The sequence below is a fragment of the Chitinimonas arctica genome (assembly GCF_007431345.1).
GTDB classification, from domain to species: domain Bacteria; phylum Pseudomonadota; class Gammaproteobacteria; order Burkholderiales; family Chitinimonadaceae; genus Chitinimonas; species Chitinimonas arctica.
Genome location: NZ_CP041730.1, coordinates 634,618 through 654,171 on the forward strand (window position 1 = coordinate 634,618; position 19,554 = coordinate 654,171).

The 19,554-nt window shown below is 60.0% G+C and carries 15 protein-coding genes; 14 read left to right on the forward strand and 1 reads right to left on the reverse strand.

What is annotated here, in order from left to right; genetic code table 11:
- Window positions 1-33: 33 nt before the first annotated feature.
- From FNU76_RS02965 to FNU76_RS03010, 10 genes are all read left to right on the forward strand, one after another.
- Entirely contained in the window at window positions 34-258 is a 225-nt protein-coding gene (locus FNU76_RS02965; RefSeq protein WP_143856323.1) for a hypothetical protein, read from the forward strand.
- Window positions 259-326: 68 nt separating this feature from the next.
- On the forward strand, window positions 327-1,097 hold the full coding sequence (gene tpiA, locus FNU76_RS02970) for a triose-phosphate isomerase (protein WP_143856324.1): 771 nt from the start codon (window positions 327-329) through the stop codon (window positions 1,095-1,097).
- A gap of 177 nt (window positions 1,098-1,274) precedes the next feature.
- Entirely contained in the window at window positions 1,275-3,593 is a 2,319-nt protein-coding gene (locus FNU76_RS02975) for a penicillin-binding protein 1A (RefSeq protein ID WP_143856325.1), read from the forward strand.
- Between the two features lie 56 nt (window positions 3,594-3,649).
- Window positions 3,650-5,044 (forward strand): CoA transferase, encoded by a 1,395-nt coding sequence (locus FNU76_RS02980; RefSeq protein ID WP_143856326.1) that lies wholly within the window; start codon window positions 3,650-3,652, stop codon window positions 5,042-5,044.
- A 3-nt stretch (window positions 5,045-5,047) separates the two neighbouring features.
- Window positions 5,048-6,211 carry an acyltransferase family protein gene (locus FNU76_RS02985; RefSeq protein ID WP_143856327.1) on the forward strand — a complete coding sequence of 388 codons (1,164 nt, stop codon included), beginning with the start codon at window positions 5,048-5,050 and terminating at the stop codon, window positions 6,209-6,211.
- 84 nt (window positions 6,212-6,295) lie between these two features.
- The gene (locus tag FNU76_RS02990) at window positions 6,296-7,249 is read left to right on the forward strand and encodes an Rpn family recombination-promoting nuclease/putative transposase (RefSeq protein ID WP_143856328.1); all 954 of its coding nucleotides are present in this window, start codon (window positions 6,296-6,298) and stop codon (window positions 7,247-7,249) included.
- Window positions 7,250-7,341: 92 nt separating this feature from the next.
- Complete coding sequence (locus tag FNU76_RS02995) at window positions 7,342-7,659, forward strand: hypothetical protein (protein ID WP_143856329.1); 318 nt, start codon at window positions 7,342-7,344, stop codon at window positions 7,657-7,659.
- A 128-nt stretch (window positions 7,660-7,787) separates the two neighbouring features.
- Window positions 7,788-9,173 (forward strand): ATP-binding protein, encoded by a 1,386-nt coding sequence (locus FNU76_RS03000; protein ID WP_143856330.1) that lies wholly within the window; start codon window positions 7,788-7,790, stop codon window positions 9,171-9,173.
- Window positions 9,174-9,371: 198 nt separating this feature from the next.
- Window positions 9,372-10,382: an Rpn family recombination-promoting nuclease/putative transposase gene (locus tag FNU76_RS03005; RefSeq protein WP_223879322.1), complete on the forward strand. Its 1,011-nt coding sequence runs from the start codon at window positions 9,372-9,374 to the stop codon at window positions 10,380-10,382.
- Window positions 10,383-10,651: 269 nt separating this feature from the next.
- Window positions 10,652-11,107, forward strand: coding sequence for a hypothetical protein (locus FNU76_RS03010; protein WP_143856332.1), 456 nt, complete (start codon window positions 10,652-10,654; stop codon window positions 11,105-11,107).
- A gap of 130 nt (window positions 11,108-11,237) precedes the next feature.
- On the opposite strand, the gene FNU76_RS03015 is transcribed toward FNU76_RS03010, so the two are convergent.
- Window positions 11,238-14,123: a M9 family metallopeptidase gene (locus FNU76_RS03015; RefSeq protein WP_143856333.1), complete on the reverse strand. Its 2,886-nt coding sequence runs from the start codon at window positions 14,121-14,123 to the stop codon at window positions 11,238-11,240.
- A 334-nt stretch (window positions 14,124-14,457) separates the two neighbouring features.
- Here FNU76_RS03015 and FNU76_RS03020 point away from each other — a divergent pair, with 334 nt between their 5' ends.
- From FNU76_RS03020 to gspG, 4 genes are all read left to right on the forward strand, one after another.
- Window positions 14,458-16,278, forward strand: coding sequence for a M4 family metallopeptidase (locus tag FNU76_RS03020; protein ID WP_223879204.1), 1,821 nt, complete (start codon window positions 14,458-14,460; stop codon window positions 16,276-16,278).
- A 31-nt stretch (window positions 16,279-16,309) separates the two neighbouring features.
- Window positions 16,310-18,235, forward strand: a complete 1,926-nt coding sequence (locus FNU76_RS03025) for a M12 family metallopeptidase (protein ID WP_143856334.1) — start codon at window positions 16,310-16,312, stop codon at window positions 18,233-18,235.
- 185 nt (window positions 18,236-18,420) lie between these two features.
- The gene (locus FNU76_RS03030; protein WP_143856335.1) at window positions 18,421-19,014 is read left to right on the forward strand and encodes a hypothetical protein; all 594 of its coding nucleotides are present in this window, start codon (window positions 18,421-18,423) and stop codon (window positions 19,012-19,014) included.
- 113 nt (window positions 19,015-19,127) lie between these two features.
- Window positions 19,128-19,547: a type II secretion system major pseudopilin GspG gene (gspG, locus tag FNU76_RS03035; RefSeq protein ID WP_143856336.1), complete on the forward strand. Its 420-nt coding sequence runs from the start codon at window positions 19,128-19,130 to the stop codon at window positions 19,545-19,547.
- Window positions 19,548-19,554 lie beyond the last annotated feature (7 nt).

Consider the following 19,554-nt stretch of genomic DNA (forward strand, 5'->3'; position numbering starts at 1 on the left):
GCGCTATCGCCACGCCGACAACAGGTGCAGGCCATGACGGAGGTAGCAAACCAGCTCGGCAACACCGTTGCGGTTTGCCGCCGCTGCTACGTCCACCCTGCCGTCCTGGCGGCGCATCTGGCGGGGGATTTGTCCGAATATCTCGCGGCAATCGACGATACCGCCAGTTCGGCGAGCGGACTACGCGCCGACGAAGTGGCCACCCTCGCCGTGCTGCGCGCGATGCGCAAAAAAGGCCGGCGCGCCGTTTCCGGGTAGCGGTAGTTTGAGAAAATCCCCGTACGCTAGTATAAGGTGCGCCCTGCAGAACAATTTTGAGACAAACCATGCATATCAATTCCGTACAGCAACGCAAACTGGTGGTCGGCAACTGGAAGATGCATGGCAGCCTGGCCGCCAATACCGCCTTGCTCAATGCGCTGCGGAGCGCCGAGACCGGTCCGGCCGAGGTGGTGGTGTGCCCGCCCTTCCCTTACCTGGCCCAGGCGGCCACGCTGCTGGCCGGCAGTGCCATCGGCCTGGGTGCGCAGAACTGCGGCCATGAGGCCGGCGGCGCCTATACCGGCGAAGTCGCCGCCGCCATGCTGCTGGAGTTCGGTTGCCGCTACGTCATCGTCGGCCATTCGGAACGGCGTGCCGATTTCGGCGACGATGATGCCCGCGTGGCCCGCAAGGTGCTGCTGGCACTCGAACATGGCCTTACCCCTATCCTCTGCATCGGCGAATCGCTGGCACAGCAACAGGCCGGCGAGACCCGCGCCGTACTCCAACGACAATTGCAGGCGGTGCTGACTCATTTGGAACCGGCGCGTATCGAGCAATTGGTTATCGCCTACGAACCTATCTGGGCCATCGGCACCGGCCTGACCGCCACGGCCGACTATGTGGCCGATATCGCCGGCTATCTGCACCAGTTGATCGCGCAGGCCATGGGAGCGGCCGACAATCGCCCTGCCGTGCGTTTGCTGTATGGCGGCAGCGTCAATGCCGCCAGCGCGGATTGGTTGCGCCAGTTGCCGGACATCGCCGGCGTGCTGGTGGGAGGCGCCTCGCTCAAAGCGGATCAGTTCGATGCCATCTGTCAGGCATTCAGCTAGACCCAGTAAGCCAAGGCACAATAGCGGGCACGTGCATATCGCCCGCTTTCCCATCCATCCGTCCGATCGCCGCCTGTGACCAATCCCCTTTTTGACCAGCTATCTTCCGGACTCGCTCGTTTATTGGATTTATGGCGACGCCACCGGCGGTGGATATTCACCCTCCTGGCGCTCTGCTTGATTGCCCTGGCCGGCGGGCTCTGGTGGCTGGGGCGCGAATTACCGTCCCTGGACGAGCTGGACAATCTGCAACCCAAGCTGCCGATGCGCGTCTATTCCAGCGATGGCGTGCTGATAGGCGAATTCGGTCGCGAGCGGCGCAGCATGCTCAAGCTGGCCGATACGCCGATACACCTCAAGCAAGCGGTGCTGGCCATCGAAGACGCCCGCTTCTACGAGCATGGCGCGATCGATATCGTGGGCGTCCTGCGCGCCGGCATGGCCAATCTCAGCAGCGGCGGCACCGGCCAGGGCGCCAGCACCATCACCATGCAATTGGCACGGGATCTGTTTCTGACCCGCGAGAAGAACTGGACCCGCAAGCTGCGGGAGATCCTGGTCGCCTACAAGATCGAAGCGGTACGCAGCAAGGACGAGATCCTGGAGCTGTATCTGAACCAGATCTACCTGGGGCAGCGGTCTTATGGCTTCGCCAGCGCCGCCCGCATCTATTTCGGCAAGGAAGTCCGCGAGATCACCCTGGCCGAAGCGGCCATGCTGGCCGGCCTGCCCAAGGCGCCCGCCGCCTACAATCCCGTGGTCAATCCGACGCGCGCCCGGGTACGCCAGGTCTATATCCTCAAGCGCATGCATGAGCTGGGCTATATCGATGCCGCCAGCTACCAGCGCGCACTGGCGGAGCCGCTCAAACTGGCCGACGGCCAGATCAGCGCCTCGGCACCCAGCCCGCATGCCGAATACCTGGCCGAAATGGTGCGCCAGCAGATGGTGGCACAGTATGGCGAGTCGGCTTATGCACGCGGCCTGGTCATCAAGACCACCTTGGATTACGCCACCCAGACCGCCGCCTGGGAGGCGGTAAGCGGCAGCTTGCTGGAGTTCGATCGCCGGCGCGGCTACCGTGGACCCGAGGGCTTTGTCGCCCTGCCCGCCGATGCCGACGAACAGGCTGACGCCGTCGCCGATGCCTTGGAAAGCCATCCTGATGCAGACCAATTGACGGCGGCCGTGGTGTTGTCGGTCAGCGGCCGTGGCGTCAAGGTGATGGACCGCGATGGCGATACCCAGCTGATCCCACCCAGCGGTTTACGCTTCGCCGCCGCCGGGATGCGTAGCGATGCCTCGCCGCAAATGCGCATCCGTCCCGGCGCCATGGTGCGCATCAGCGGCAATGCCGAGGGCAAACCGGAAATCGGCCAGCTGCCGGAAATCCAGGGCGCCCTGGTCGCCCTGGCGCCCCAGGATGGCGCCATTCGCGCCCTGGTCGGCGGCTTCGATTTCAAGGCCAACCCTTTCAACCGGGTTACCCAGGCGATACGGCAGCCCGGCTCCACCTTCAAGCCCTTTGTCTATTCCGCCGCGCTGGAAAAAGGCGTTGGCCCGGCGACCTTGGTCAATGACTCGCCCATGTCTTTCCGGCTCGATCCCAACCGGGATGAGCAATGGCAGCCCAAGAACGACGATGGCGCCTACCTGGGACCTATCACGCTGCGCCGCGGCTTGCAGAAATCCAAGAATATGGTCGCGCTGCGGGTGCTGGAAAATATCGGCGTGGACTATGCGCGCAACTATATCGTCACCCGTTTCAATTTCAGCCCCAAGCAGGTTCCGCCCTATCTGCCCATGGCCCTGGGTGCCGGCCAGGTCACACCCTTGCAGCTGGCCGGCGGCTATGCCGTATTCGCCAACGGCGGCTACCGGGTCAAGCCCTATTTCATCCTGGAAGTACGCGATGGCAAACAGCAGGTGCTGCAGCAGGCCCAGCCGGCACTGGCCGCCGTCGATGCGCCTCGGGCCATCTCGGCCGCCAATGCCTTCCTGATGAACGATCTGCTGACCGGTGTGGCTCAGCACGGCACCGCCTACCAGAGCAACAGCCTGGGCCGCACCGACCTGGCCGGTAAGACCGGCACCACCAACGACGCGCGCGATGGCTGGTTCGCCGGCTATCAGCACACCCTGGTGGCCGTCAGCTGGATAGGTTTCGACCAGCCGCGCCCCTTGGGCAGCAGCGCCGGCTCGCAACTGGCCCTGCCGCAATGGATGCGATTCATGGGCAAGGTATTGAAGGGCGTACCGACCCACGTGGTGGAACCGGTGCCAGGGGTCAGCCAGCTGAATGGCGAGTGGTATATGGATTCCTATACGCCGGGCAATGGCTTTGTGGGCGGTATCGGTACGCAGGGTATGCGTCCGTCCACCGAAGAGGAAGAAGTCCCGGAAGAGGAAGTGGTCGAGCCAGAGGAAACGGACGGCGAGGCTGAACCCAGCACGGATGAGCAAGCGCCGCGCGATCGGGAAAAACGCGACCGTTAAGGCCGCCTCTCCGGCATGCGTCGGATAGTGCGCAAAAAAAAGCCACAGGGAAATGCATGCTCGACCAAACCACCTCCGCTGTTCAAGCGCTGGCCCAACTCTGGCAGGCTAGCGGCCTCGATCCGGCCGCCCTGGCCCGGGTCCGTCTCGGCGGTAGCCGGTCCCTGCCCTCGTCCTTCGCCGTCGGCGCCGCCGCGCAAGCCAGTATCGCCGCTGCCGGCCTGGCCGCCGCCGAACTCTGGCGCCTTCGCAACGGCCAACACCAGACCGTCTCGGTGGACATGGGCCATGCCGTTGCCGAGTTCCGCAGCGAACGCTATCTGCGGGTAGACGACCAGCAACCGGCCGACCCCTGGGACAAGATCGCCGGTGCCTATCGCTGCGGCGACGGCCGCTGGCTGCGACTACATACCAATTTTCCGCACCACCGCGATGGTGTGCTTAAGCTGCTGGGTTGCGAACATGATCGCGCCAGCGTCGAGGCCGCATTGCAAGCTTGGCAGGCCGAAGCGTTCGAGACCGCGGCCTCCGAGCAAGGCATGGTGGTGGCGGCCATGCGTTCATTCGCCGAATGGGATGCCCATCCCCAGGCGGCGGCCGTGCGTGCACTACCGGCGTTCACGCTGGAACGTATCGGCGATGCGCCGGTCCAGCCGCCAGCACCTGCCGAACGGCCGCTATCCGGCATCCGCGCCCTGGACCTGACCCGGGTGATTGCCGGTCCCGTGTGCGGCCGTACACTGGCTGCGCACGGCGCGGAAGTGCTCCATATCAGTTCGCCGCAGCTCCCTACCATTCCGCCCCTGGACATCGACACCGGGCGCGGCAAGCGCAGCTGCCATCTCGACCTGGAGCAGGCCGGCGACCGTGGCGCATTGCAAGCGCTGCTGCGCGATGCCGACTTGTTTGTACAAGGCTATCGGCCCGGCGGACTGGCGGAGCGGGGTTTTGGTCCGGAACAGGCGGCTGCGCTGCGGCCGGGCATCGTCTATATCTCGCTGTCGGCCTATGGGCATATCGGCCCGTGGGCGCAAAAGCGCGGCTTCGATTCGCTGCTGCAGAGCGCCTGCGGCTTCAACCATGCCGAGGCGGAAGCGGCCGGACAAGATGCGCCTCGCCCGTTGCCCATGCAGGTCCTGGACCATGCATCCGGCTATTTGATGGCCTTGGGCGCCATGGCCGCCCTGCATCGGCGAGCGAATGAAGGCGGTAGCTGGCATGTACGGGTGTCCTTGGCGCAAACCGCGCACTGGCTGCGGGGCCTGGGCAGGGTGCCCGGCGGGCTGGATATCGCTGAATTCGACCCGGACAGCCTAGCCGGCTGGCTGGAGGAATCCGAATCCGGCCATGGCCGCCTGCGCGCCGTCCGCCACGCCGCCGAACTCAGCGTCACGCCGGCCCATTGGCGGCTCCCGGCCATGCCGCTGGGTACTCATTCTGCGGGTTGGTAAGCGATGTCCGAGACATTCCTTGCCCGTAACCCGCGCATCGACCTGTTGCGCGGCATTGCCATCGCCCTGGTGTTGCTGCTGCATTTCCATCTGGCCTATGGCCTGCACATAAGCGTTTTCGCCGAATGGTTCTCGCCCAAGGCCGTCAAGATGGTCGCCATCAACGGTAATTTTGGCGTCACCCTGTTTTTCGTCATTTCCGGCTTTCTGATTACCGGCAGTGTGCTCCAGCGCCACGGCAGTCTGGCCAACATCGATCTCAAGGCTTTTTATGCGTACCGGGCCAGCCGCATCCTGCCTTGCCTGTTGTTGGCCCTGGCCGTAATCGTCGGCTTGGGCAGCCTGGAGCTGCCCTTCTTCGGCAATAGCGATGATGGCCAAGTCCGCTCGGCGAGCTACTTCTGGATATCGGCCGGGTCGGTGCTGACCTTTTGGCACAATGTGCTGATGCAGGAAGTAGGCTGGTTCAATTACTGCCTGAATATTTACTGGTCGCTCTCGGTGGAGGAGATGTTCTACCTGGGCTTTCCGCTGCTGTGCCTGCTGTTCCGGCGCGACTGGCTGATCATATTGGCATGCCTTGCCTTTATCGTCATCGGACCTTACTACCGCAGCCTGCATAGCGACGACGAATTGTTTTTCGAATGTGGCTATCTCGCCTGTTTCGACGCGATCGCCATCGGCTGCCTGGCAGCCATGCTGGCCAGGCGCATCAAGCTCGCCAGCAGGATGGGGCAGCTGGCGCAGGTCCTGGCCGCCGTGCTGCTGGCGGCGGTCTACCTGCGCGGCATCCATGGCAATGAGGTGTTCGGATTCAGCCTGGTGGCGCTGGCCGGTGCTGTCCTGCTGATCGGCGCCACCGGCAAGCAGGCGGGTCCACTGCTGCGCAGCGCGCCCCTGGCGGCGGTGCGCTGGATGGGACGGCACAGCTATGAGCTGTATCTGTTCCATATCATCGTGCTGGCGCTGATGCGCAACCTGATTCCCACTGAAGCCATGCCTTATGCCTATAAGCCACTTTGGCTGGCCTTGTTCCTGGTGCTGTCGGCCTTGTTGGCGGGGGTGGTGGCTAAATGGTATGCGGAGCCTTTGAACCGGCGCGTGCGTAAACGGCTTGTGCAGGTGAAAACGAATGTTCAGGTCGTACCACGGGAAGTGACGGTCTAAGGGGGCAGAGTTCTACCTTGCCCTGGTCAAAGTTCAGGCAAAGGCCGTATTTCACGCTCTGCGCGACCCAGGCAAGCTAGTGGAATGTTCGATCACGATGCCGCCTACAAACGCATGTTCTCCATTCCTCGCGCGGTAGAGGATCTGCTGCGCGAATTTATCGACGAGGAATGGAAAGAAAAGTTGGATTTCTCCACACTTGAGCAAATCAACGGCAGCTTTGTCACTGAACGCTGGCGTCGGCAGATGACTGATGTGGTATGGAAGGTACGGCTGGCCGACCAGGAACTCTATATTTGCCTGCTGGTGGAATTTCAATCCAAGATCGATCCCAACATGGCGCTGAGAGTGGCCAGCTATGTGCTGCAGTTGTATCTGGACCTGAGCAAGGATCCGAAGCGCCTGCCATTGACGCCCAGCGGCAAGTTACCGCCGGTCTTGCCTATCGTTCTGTACAACGGCGCGCCGCGTTGGAACGCGCCCCTGGAACTGGACGAACTGATCGAAGCCGGTCCTGGCAAGCTGCCGGATTTTCGGCCGCACATGCGATATATGCTATTGGACCAGGGCGCCTTTCGGGAGCAAGATTTGAAGGGCTTGGAGAATGTGGTGGCGGACATCTTTCGGCTGGAAAACGCCGAAAACCCGGCAGTCGGGCGCAGGATAATACGCAGGTTGAAGCGATATTTGGCGGCACCGGAGCATGAAGAGCTGCGTAAGGCGTTGAAAAATTGGATCGCCAACATATTGATACCTTCCAAGTTTCCGCAATTGGACTGGCCGACGGCTCAGTTAGACGAGATAAGTGATTTGCAAGGAGTCGAAGCGATGATGACGAACAAGATGGACCTCTGGGCTGAAGAGTTTGTACAGAAGGGCGAAGCCAATATGCTGCTCCGTCTGCTCAAGCGTAAATTCGACACCCTACCGGACTGGGTAGAGGAGCGGTTGAGCGGTGCAACATTCGAGCAATTGGAAAGCTGGGATGACCACATCTTGTTGGCCAGCAGTATCGATGAAGTGTTCGGGCCGCGTTGAATTTGAACCGGCGCTGGCGGAAATAGGCGCCCAAGCGCTGCCACCGAAAGTGGCCGTCTAAGGGAATCGAGCTCCGGCCAGGTTCTGTCAAAGTGCAAGTAAAGCCCGTATTTCCCATCCCATACGAGCCAGGCAATATTGTGGGATGCCTTAATAACGATGCCGTCCAGCTGCTTTCGATCCTGCCCATCGTGCTGTACAACGACGAACCACGCCAGAACGCACCACTGGGCCTGAACGAATTGATTAAACCGATCCCGGCCGCCTGCCGGATTTCCGGCTCTAACCCGGGCGGCCACATCTGCGCTATCTGGTATTGGACAGACAATCGACTTTGTGATGCCAAACGACCACTAGCCTATCTGTCGATGAGTACCTACTCAATCTTGGGGATGCGTAGCACCATCTAACCAAGATAGACTGAAGCTGGAGGCCAATTCAGATCCATGTTAATGCTAACCCTTCCCTATTGAGGGGCGCGCGAACTGGGCCGAGCCTCAGGGGTTAAAAATTAGCGCTACATCACCAAGGACACACTATGCCAATTCCGCTTAGAATAATAAATTCAGCACAATTGAATGCCGTGCTATTGATTGAGGAATCGCATTTTATCGATTTAAAAAGTATTGATATTGCGCCAAGTAGCCTAACCAAGACTGCGGCGGCATTCTGCAATACAAGTGGTGGTGAATTATTCATTGGCATCGAAGAGATTGAAGGCGAGCGAGGCAAAGAACGGAATTGGAATGGCTTCAACGATCAAGAAGGCGCCAATGCCCATATCCAGGTCATTGAAAATATGAGTCCTCTTAGCAATCATTACAACGCTGAGTTTCTTGGGTCCGCCGAAGCTTCTGGTCTCGTGTTACATCTTACGATGTATAAGACCAAGGAGATCATTTCTGCGTCGAATGGAAAGATCTATGTTCGGCGCGGTGCGCAGAGCCTTCCGGTCGAAGGCGAAGGTGCTATTGACAGGCTAAAGTACGACAAGGGGATTAAATCATTTGAGGATGAAATTATTAATACCAGGGTCGAAGAAGTTGCGAATTCCATAACAATTCTTGAGTTCTTGCTAGACGTTGTGCCATCTGCAGAACCTGATCAATGGCTGTCCAAGCAGCAGACATTGGTTGATGGTCGCCCCACTGTCGCAAGTGTCCTTCTTTACAGTGACCTGCCGCAGGCAATCCTTCCGAAACGATCAGCCATAAAGATACTTCGATATAAAACGAAGGAACATGGCGAGCGCGATTTCCTGGCTTTCGATCCGCTAACCATAGAAGGGCCGATTTATTCGCTGGTGTATGATGGCGTTGATAAATGCAAAAGGCTAATTGAGGAAATCAAGAAGCTTGGTCCTGATGGACTCGAATCGATTGCCTATCCTGAAGAGGCGCTTCACGAAGTTCTGACTAACGCGGTTCTCCATCGGGATTATAGTATCGCCGCAGATGTCCAGGTTAGAATCTTTGACAACCGTCTGGAGATTGAAAGTCCGGGGCGACTGCCCGGCCACGTAACTATCGACCTGATAACCAAGACCCAGTTTGCCCGCAACCCTAAACTTGTCCGTCTCGTCAACAAATTTAAGAATCCTCCAAATAAAGATGTTGGTGAAGGTCTCCGTACAACGTTTGAGGCCATGGAAAAACTACGGCTCAAAAAACCGCTTATTGAGGAGCGCGAGAATTCAGTAGTAGTAACTCTTCGCCATGAAAGTCTTGGATCGCCCGAACAGCTCGTTATGGATTACCTCGAAAAGAATGGCGAGATAACAAATGCCGTCGGTCGCGACATTACTGGAATTAAGTCTGAGAACACGATGAAGGAGGTCTTCTACAGGCTTAGAGATCGCGATCAACTTGAGCAAGTACCTGGCAAATTGGGGAAGAATTCTGCGTGGCGGCGAAAGGTAAACTAGCCCATCATTTACCTGGCCGATGCAAAAAGCCATACAGGGCAGTGAATTTACACGTTAATATCATAAATACTAGGGAAGGCGAGCCATTCGAAAAACGTCTTGATATGTCCGCCTTGGGCCGCCAGGCGTCTAGTTATTATCAAAAAATCAGGCAAAGACCGTATTAACCGCCCCGCGCGAGCGAGGCATCCTCGTGGGATGAGAAGAAAAAACGACGCTGCCTATAAGAGCATGTTTTCCCATTCCTTCGTGGTCAAGGGATTTTTGCATGATTTTATCCGCGAGGATTGGATCGCTCAGCTGGATTTCTCCTCCCTCGAACGCATCAATGGGAACTACGTCAACGATCACTTGCGCGAGCAAATGAACGATGTGGTGTGGAAGGTGCGGCTGGCGGACCGTGAACTGTACATCTGCATTCTGATCGAGTTCCAATCCCGGATCGATCACTCAATGGCGCTGCGGGTGGCCAATTACGTCACGCAGCTGTATCTGGATCTCGGTAAGAATCGTAAAAATTTCCCCTTGACCGCCAGTGGCAAACTGCCGCCGGTCCTGCCCATCGTGCTGTATAACGGCGAGCCTCGTTGGAACGCCCCGCTGGAACTGGAGGAATTGATCGAGCCTGGCCCCGGTCGCCTGCCGGATTTCCGGCCGCACATGCGCTACCTGGTATTGGACGAGCGCGCCATTCCGGAGGAAGATTTACAGAAGCTGAAGAGCGTGGCGGCAGCCATCTTTCGTTTGGAAAAGGCCCATGCGGCCGAGTGCGACGGCATCGTGCACGATCTGGCATGCTGCTTGGCTGCGCCGGAGCATGCGGAGCTGCGGAGGGATGTGAACGCCTGGATCACCAGGGTGCTGCTGCCTTCCAAGGCCTCGGAAATGGGCTGGCAGGATTGGAAACTGGACCGGGAAATCGATTTGGAAGGAGTCGCAACGATGTTGGCGAACAGAGCACAGCGCTGGAACCAGGAATTGTTACAAAAAGGGGAGGCACAAGGCCTCGAAAAAGGTCGTGAGGAAGGGCGTGAGGAAGGGCGGATCGAGGGCCAAGCCATGCTGCGCCATTTGCTCGTGCTCAGATACGGTCAACTACCGGATTGGGTGGAGATGCAGCTCAAGGAGGCAACGTTTGATCAGTTGAAAAGCTGGAGTGCGCAAATTTTTTCGGCCGCCACACTCAAAGATGTGTTCGGGCCACATTGAACATGGAATTTGTATGCGGCTTCATCGTATTGCCAGGTGCTACACACCTTGCAGCGCACCTTTTTTATTTTTGAACGTGTTGTGAACTTGCCTGGGTAATAGGGCGAAACACCATCTCAGCAAGGCCCCGCCAAGTAAAATAGAGATGCCAGATCAAGTGCTGGCAAGTCATTGTGTTTTCGGGTCAGACTCTTATACCCGTGCTTTCTAATTTCACAACCAGGCAAAGCGTATTGATTTGCCAAAGAAGATGAAAGGAGCAGCATTTCATGAGGAAAATGGGCGTGCTATCGCATATCTTTCGAGTGAATAACGCCGAAAATCCTGAAGCCTTGATCGGCATACTGGATGATCTGATGGTCTGTTTGGCGGCACCGAAGGAAGCTGCATTGCGACGAGACGTCACAACTTATATCAAGCTTACGATACCCGATAAATTTCCACAATTGAAATGGTCGGCCACCGAGCTGGACGCTATAACCGATTTACAAGGACTCGCAACGATGTTGGCAAATAATGTAAAACGCTGGACCACGGACTGGATACTACAGGGGAGGAAATACGGCCCAGCTAATATGCTGCGCCATTTACTCCTGCGCAAATATGGCCGATTACCGGATTCAGTAGACGTACGACTGGCCCGTGCAACCAGCGAGCAATTGCTAAACTGGGCGGAGCAATTATTATCAGCCAACCATATCGATGAGGTTTTTTTGCATCAATAATTTTAAATTGCCTCTTCACACTTCCACCATACCGACACGCACTAAAACAAATCTCCTTTTCAAATCATAGATGCAATGTAAAAAAACCGGTGGCTAGCTTAGCCACCGGTTTTTCCTTGCGCGGACCCGCTTACTCCACCCGTGCCTTCAATTTCACACCCTGATAAGGCGACTTGCCTTGCAGCAAGACGTGGTAGTAGCGATTACCACCTTGCAGATCATCCAGCACCAGGTTTTGACTACCGGCCGCGGAGCGGTACTGGTAATCACTGGTGCTAGGCCAGGTGCCGGTCTTGGCGAACAGCGCCAGTTCATTGCCGCCTTCGGTGCTTAGCGTGATGCGCTTGGCGTTGGCCGGTGCATAGACCCAGAAGAAACCACGTTCGCCGCTCAGGTTGCCGCGCAGGCAATAGTCGCTCAGTCCTTGCGGATTGGCCGGGCACTTGCTCTCGCTATAGTCGCCATCACCACCGCCCGCGCCATTGAAGGCCGCGCTCAGCTTGACATTGGCGAAGGGCGACTTGGGCTTGAGCATCAGGTGGTAGTAGCCAGCCACCGGCTTTTCGATCAGCACGGTTTCGCTATTGCCCGCCTGTACCGACTTGGCCACATAGCTGCTTTCGGTAGGCCAGCCCTTGCCGTCCTGCACGTACAGATCGGCATCGCCGCTACCGCCGCCCGTGCTCAAACGCAGCTGCCGGGTGCCGGCCGGGACATTGATGTAGTAGTAGGCGGCGCCGGTGCCGGAAACCACGCGGGTACAGCCGTCGGCCAAGGCATCGCTGCGGGCTGGGCAATTGCCGCCACCGCCGCCGCCATCACCGCTCACGGTCACGGTAAAGCTGCCGCTGGCGGACAACTTGCCGTCCGATACCGTCACCGTCAGCTGGGCGGTACCCAGTTGGCCGGCCCGTGGCTGCAGCTTGAGGCTGCGTTGGCCACCGCTGCCGCCCAGGATCATGGATGTGGCGGGGAACATGGCCGGATTGCTGGAAGCGATGGCGACGCTCAATTGCGCTGCCGGTGTTTCCTTGTCGGCGACGGTGAAGGCCAGCGTGGCGCTTTGGCCGCTGATGATGCGCTGATCGGCCAAACCGGTCACGGTGGGCGCGGTATTGCCGCCGGTGCTGCCGGCCGGCTTGCCGCCGGCGAACTCGCCGCTGTCGCCGACCGTTTCCAGCCACTTCGCGAACTCGGCGTCATAACGGCTGCCGAGGCTGTTCATATGGCTGGTATAGCCGGCGTAGTCGCCGCTGCGCGTCAGGCTGAGCGCCTTTTCCACGTCGGCGCGGTGCTTCTCGAACATAAAGCGCACGGCCAGGTAGCCCCAGCGATAGGCGCGATTGGTGTAGTCGCCCATATCGTACTTGTTGCCGAAGATGGTGCTGAGCGCATAGGTCTTGCGACGGCCTTCGGTGATCGCTTCGGGATAGTTGTTCTGATGCGAGTAATACTCGGCCACGCCCTCGCCCCACCACACGCTATTGACCGCATTGGAGCGACCGAAGTCGCCTTCCAGGTCGTAGCGGCCATCCAGGTAGTGGATGAATTCGTGTTCCAGGTTCCACACCTGGAAAGCCGGCCGGTTCCAGGATGCTTCATGGGCAATAAAGCGGGCCTGGTTGTTGGCATCGGCCGGATTGCCTTCCAGATACATGCCGCCATTGTTGGTGTCGATACCGAACAGCACGCTGGCATAGGTGGCGTAGTTTTGGTAATCGTCGAACACCACCACTTCCAACGCCGAATTCTTGTCATTCGGCACCGGCTTGCTGGCCTGTGGATCGCCACCGAACATGCCGTAGTGGAACAGCTTTTCCTCGGCGCCGATCAGGGCGCAGGATTGCTTGAACTGTTCGGTATTCATGTCCTGCGCCAGGATCTTCAGCGAAGGGCTGCAATCGTAGCGCTTGGACAGCACCTTGCTCTTGAGCGTGACCTTGAAATTGCAGGTGTTGTAGTAATTGCAATTCGCCGCATCGTAGTAGTCGGCCATGCTGGCCGAGGCCAGCCACAGTCCGGCGCCCTTGCCGACCATTTCGTTTTCCAGCAAGACGGTGCGCAGCAGCGGCTTGACCTGCTCCTTGCGCTCCGAATACTTCATGAAGCGGCCGGCTTCGCGTACCGCGTTGACCAGCACGAATTCCGAATCGGTGCCGCGCAGCGAGAGGCGTTGCCGGTAGAACTTGTCCAGCGCGTCGACAACCTTGGTGTCATTGCGGACCAGGGCGGCGAAATCATCGTTCTGATGGCCACGGAACAGCACGGTAAAGACGTTGTTCACCGCATTGCGCATGGACCAGTTCTTGAAATAGCTATCGTCGGCGCGCTTGAGCAGGTCGAGCACCACCGGCAGGTAGCGGGCGTTCTCGCCGGCGCTATCGATCAGGGTGACGGCTTCGCTCAGCAGATCGCCGTTTTCGCTGTTGACCTTGCGCAGCGAATCATTGGCATACAAGGCGTCCAGGGCGGCGCGGATGGCAGTCTTCAGGCCTTGGCCATAATCGCCCACATCGCTCTTGTGATACCACTGCACGAAATAGCCTGCCCGCAGATAGGCGACCAATTGCTGGATCTGGTTGCGGTTGGTGCCATCGTAGCCCTGCGCGGCCTGTCTCAACGCGCCGGCGATGCTGATCATCTGGGCTTCGTTCAAGGCAGCGCGCGCGGTGCCGCCAGTAACCGTATAGAGCTTGCCGATGCAGGAAGTGGTTTGCGATTTGACCAGGCTGACCAGCGCATCGCCCTTCACCGCGCCGAAATCTTCCACCCGGCAGGGCGTGGTATCGGCCATGGCGTGCTGTAGCGCACGGCTGCGGGCCATGTCCGGATTGGCGATATCGGCCGTTACCGGCTTGAGCACCGGCTGGGTAGCGGTACCGACCACGCTATGGCGGGTGGAAGGATCGACGGCTTGCTGAGTCGGTGGGCTGGGGGGGATGGCGCCGTGGACGGTACTAAAGGCCAGGGCCAGGGCTATGGCCAATTGGCCGCGAGCGTGGAGGCGATAGTTCATCTTTTTTTATTCCGTAGTGGCGCTTGGCGACCAGGGCCGCACGCCTTGCGTGATGAGTGCGCCACGGAATTGATTAGCTAAAGCCCGTCCACGGCGCGGTTTGACAGCGGCGTGAACTATACACCTGGATATGACAAATGCATACAACGGATGCATTTGTCCCTACATCCCGACAGGACCGGAAAAACAACCGTTCGTCGGTTTGGGTGATATTTATGACAATTGCATATTTACATTAATCCAATTGTACTGCTTAATCGCCGCCGTCATAAGCGACATTTCACTACCAAGGAAGATCATGAGGACAAAACAAGCTTCAATTTGGCGGTTGGCCATGCTGACAATGGCAGTTGCCAGCGCTACCACCGCCCTGGCAGCCAGTCGTATCGATCTCAGCCAGGGCATGCCGGCGGCTGATGCGGTCGGTCAAGGCGTAGAGCTGCGCCCCGGCACCACGGTGACCACCGCGGACGGTAGCGAAAAGACCAAGTACACCCAATTCCATCAAGGCATCCGCGTCTGGGGCGAAGCCGCACCGGTCAGCAGCCGTTCGCGCAATGTCGCCGGCACACTGTCCGATTCGCGCAACTTCGACGCCGGTACGCTGGTGCAAGGCATCGCCGCCGACCTGCCGAATGCCAAGCCGCGTATCGGCAGCGCCGAGGCAATGTCCATCGCCAAGCGCATCGCCCAATCGCGCGGCGTGCAAGTGCGTTATGCGCAAAATGAAGAAAACGAGCTGTTGATCCGCCTGGATGAACAGAACCGCGCCCAGATGTTCTACCTGGTATCGATGTACGTACCCGGCCAGAACGCCAGCCGCCCGCACTTCATGATCGATGCGCAGACCGGCCGCGTGACGAAGCAGTGGGATGGCCTGGCGCACCGCGATGCCGCCGGCCCCGGCGGTAACGAAAAGATCGGCCAGTACGAATACGGCCGCGACCAGCCCGCGCTGGACCTGACCCAGGATTGCCAGTTCGACAGCGCCAACGTGATCACCATGGACATGGGCAACACCTGGCAAGGCACCGGCCGCGCCTACCGCATGGCCAGCTGCCCGAGCACCGGCACCCCGCGCAATACCGTGCGTGCCGCCAATGGCGCCTATGCCCCGCTGAACGATGCCCATTATTTCGGCAATGTGGTGTTCAAGCTGTACAACGACTGGCTGGGCAAACGTCCCATCCAGCAGAAGCTGACCCTGCGCGTGCATACCGGCCAAAACTGGGAAAACGCCACCTGGGACGGCCAGGCGATGAACTTCGGCGATGGCGCCCGCCGCATGTATCCGCTGGTCTCGCTGGGCGTGATCGCCCATGAAGTGAGCCACGGCTTCACCCAGCAGAACAGCAACCTGGTCTATGAAGGCCAGTCCGGCGGCATGAACGAAGCGTTCTCCGATATGTCTTCGGCCGCCGCTGAAGTGTATGCCCGCGGCAAGACCGGCTTCATGATCGGTGACGACATCATGCGCGGCGATCGCAACACCGCCATGCGCTACATGCTCGATCCCGAGCGCGACGGCATGTCCATCGGCCACGCCAGCAAGTACCGCAGCGGCATGGACGTACACTTGTCCAGCGGCGTTTACAACAAGGCCTTCGCCTTGCTGGCGAACAAGCCGGGTTGGGATGTACGCAAGGCGTTCACCACCTTCGCTACCGCCAACATGCTGTACTGGAAGCCGCAGTCGGACTTCAACGACGGCGCTTGCGGCGTGATCCGCGCTGCCGACGACCGCAGCATGCCGCGTGCCGACGTGATCGATGCGTTCCGTCAAGTGGGCGTGACCTGCGCCAACGTCCCGCCGGTTCCGGGCGGCGGCGGCAACACCAGCACCCTGCAGAACGGCGTGACCCAGGCCAACCTGGTCGGCCAGGCCAACGGTCTGCTGCGCTACACCATCGATGTGCCGGCCGGCGCCAAGTTCCTTGCCATCCGCACCGGCGGCGGCAGCGGCGATGCCGACCTGTACGTGAAGCATGGCGCGGCACCACAGCCCAGCACCACCGACACCGGCACGGTCTACTCGGCCGGCGAAACCGGTAGCGAAGCCGTGCTGATCAAGCAGCCGCAAGCTGGCCGCTACTACGTGCTGGTGCATGCCTACTCGGCTATCCAGGGTCTTTCGCTGATCGCCGTCACACGCTGATCGCCCATCGACAAATCATCGAGACTACGCCATGAAACTGAAATTCTCCGCCCTCACCCTGCTGGTGGTGACCGCGCTGGGCGCCTTCGCCCAGACCACCAATGCCGTGGGCAATCCCGAACTAAGCGTGCCGCGCAAGCCGGTGTTGGCTACCGCCAAGCTGCAAGGCAGCGATGAGCAGATCACCTACCGCGTGGTAGACGGCTACGCCCTGTACGGCGATATCGTGCTCGGCAAGCATGCCGATATCCAACGCACCGGCATCCGCCCTTTCACCGTCGGTGAATGGAGCAAGCCCAGCGTCAACCAGTCGCACATCCCGTCCGACAACCACTACGCCAGTGCCAGCCGTTGGCCGAACAACACGGTCTACTACGTCTACGACAGCCAGTTGTCGCAAGCTGCCCGCAACGCCATCCAGGCCGGCATGAAGCTGATCTCGGACAAGACCGCCGTTCGCTTCGTCGCCCGTAGCAGCGAGCCGAACTACGTCCGCTTCTTCGCCGGCGGCGGCTGCTACTCCATGGTGGGCATGCAAGGCAGCGCGCAGGATATTTCGATCGGCTCCGGCTGCGAATACCCCGGCACCGCCGCCCACGAAATGCTGCACGCCCTGGGCTGGATGCACGAACAGATGCGTCCGGACCGCGACAGCTATGTCCGCATCAACGAGCAGAACGTGGAAGACTGGGCGAAGGGCAACTTCACCAAGCTGCGCACCAACCAGGTCGATACGGTCGGCAGCTATGACTACTACTCGGTCATGCACTACCCGAGCTGGGCCTTCAGCAAGAACGGCCAGGACACCATCGTGCCGCTGGACAGCCGCATCGATGCACGCCAGATGGGCCAACGCTCCGACCTGAGCCCGGGCGACGTCGCCTCGGTGCAGAAGTTCTATCCCGGCACCACCGGCACCATCCCGCTCAAGGCAACTTTCAGCGCCCAGCAACTGGTGGTCGATGAAAACGTCGGCGGCAGCCTGACGCTGGATCTGGCCGGCTCGGACCTGACCGGTCTGCGCTTCGAAACCCGCTCGGACAACCAGCAAGTGGTGCTCGCCACCGGCGTGACCGTGCAGGCCGGCGCAGGTGTCAATCAGCGCTTGATCAAGGTCGTACCGGTCAAGGATGCTTTCGGCAGCGCCAATGTCACCGTCAAGGTGATCGCTCGTGACGGCAAGGAAGCCAGCGCCACGTTCAAGCTGAACGTGATCGAAGTGAAGACCGACGGCGGCGGCACCACCGCCACCAAGTACGATGCCGGCGGCAAGTACAAGCACGGCGACGTGGTCGACCTGAACGGCAAGCGCTACACCATGACCCTGCTGGTCAACGGCCAGCCCGGCGGTACCTACTGGATCTGGGGTTCCTATTGCAACCCGGCCAGCTGCACCAAGGACAAGCCGTTCAACTACGGCGGCTGGTTGTCCACCTACTGGACACCCACCGACGGCGGCGGCACCAAGCCTCCGACGATTCCACCAACCACGACCAAGTGCGCCACCGTGCTGGATGTCGCCCGCGACTACCAGATCGTGCAGAACGGCAGCCGCAAGTCCTTGACCCCGGCCGGTGACGTGGCTTCCGCCCCGCTGCTGCTGTGGCAGGACGGTGGCGCCAGCCGCTGGCGTCTGCAGCGCAATGCCGATGGCTACTATCAGATCGCCAGCAAGGTGGGCGGCCTGGCCATCGACGTGGCCAACGGCGTCAAGACCGCCGGCGCCGAAGCCATCCTGTGGCCCGTCACCGGTGGTGAAAACCAGCAGTGGTGCCCGCAGTCGGCCAATGGTGGCTACCAGTTGGTTGCCCGCCACAGCGGCATGGCCCTCGGTACCGCCAACACCAACGACGGCGCCCGCGTGGTCCAGGAAGCCCTGGCCGGTGCGGAAGCCTGGTTGCTGAGCCCGGCGGCCGATCCTAGCCGCGCACCAAGCACCAAGAAGTTGCCGCAGTAATTGCTGGTCCGGGATGGCGGCACAGCCGCTATCCCCCGCCATCCCTGGTACTTCGCCAGGGATGGCGAATCCGGCTCGTATGGATGCGTCGAATTAGTTCCGTTACACGGCTGTAAACCCTTAGAATGTCCCGTCATACCGGCAGTGCCGGTATTGCGATTTGAAGATCGTCACCCGAGTCCGCCATGACAACATCCCGCCTGCTTTCGCTCACCCTGGTCGGCCTGCTGCTCGGCTGTCAGAGCATGGCGCAAAACTCCCCCAACACCGCAGCGGCGCAAAATACGGCCAAGCCGATCGTCGCGGTCCAGCCCGCCAGCCTGGCGCCGGCACAACTGACCCTGGACGCCACCCCCAGCGTGCAATGCCCACCCGACCGGCCTTGCGATGCCCAAGCCGTCTACCGCGCGCTGCAGTGGCAGTCCGCCGGCGTGGAGGTCTATCTGTCCTTTGCCGGCAAGCTGGCCGAGGCACGCGACGTGGCCAGCCTGGCCCGCCACTTCGGCCACGCCGACATCTATCTGCCCCAACCTGACGGCAAGGTACTGGCGGTCCACGCCGGCAATGACGACTCGGCCGAAGCCAGCCTGCGCTTCCTGCCCGCCCCTGCCGGCCGTCTGCGTGCCCAGCTTGTTGCAAAACGGCATCGCCTACAGTCGGATGGCGCGCAAAATGGCGCCGCCTGCCGTACCGATGACATGCAAGGCATCTGTCGCCGCGAAACCAGCGTGACAGGCCCGTGGACGCTGGATCTGGACCTGGCTTGGCCGGTACGCTGAAGCCCAGAAACCGTGGCTAAACCGCTGATTCGCCGATAATAAATGTAAATTAGACTATGCCGAACGATTATACGGATGGCATAATCCGACGCTTTTCCCGCTCACGAGTTCCCATGCCTCTTTTGCGCCGTCGCCAAATCGGTTTCACCCTGTTGGAATTGCTGATTGCCCTGGTCATTATCGGCCTGCTGGTCGGCGTGGTCGGCCCCAACCTGTTCAAGAATTTGGGCAAGTCCGAAGTGACCACCGCCCAGCAGCAGATCGATGCCTTGTCCAAGGCATTGGAGCAGTACCGCCTGGATACCGGCCACTTCCCGCGCACCGAGCAGGGCCTGGCCTCCTTGATGGCACAGCCCTCGGACGAACCGCGCTGGCGTGGTCCGTATTTGAAGAAGGCCGTCCCGCCGGATCCTTGGGGCCAGCCTTACCAGTACCGCAGCCCCGGCAGCAATAGCCGCGACTTCGACCTGTTGTCCAACGGCCCCAGCGGCCGGCCCGGTGGTACCGGCGACAACGCGCCGATTACCAACTAGTGGAGCG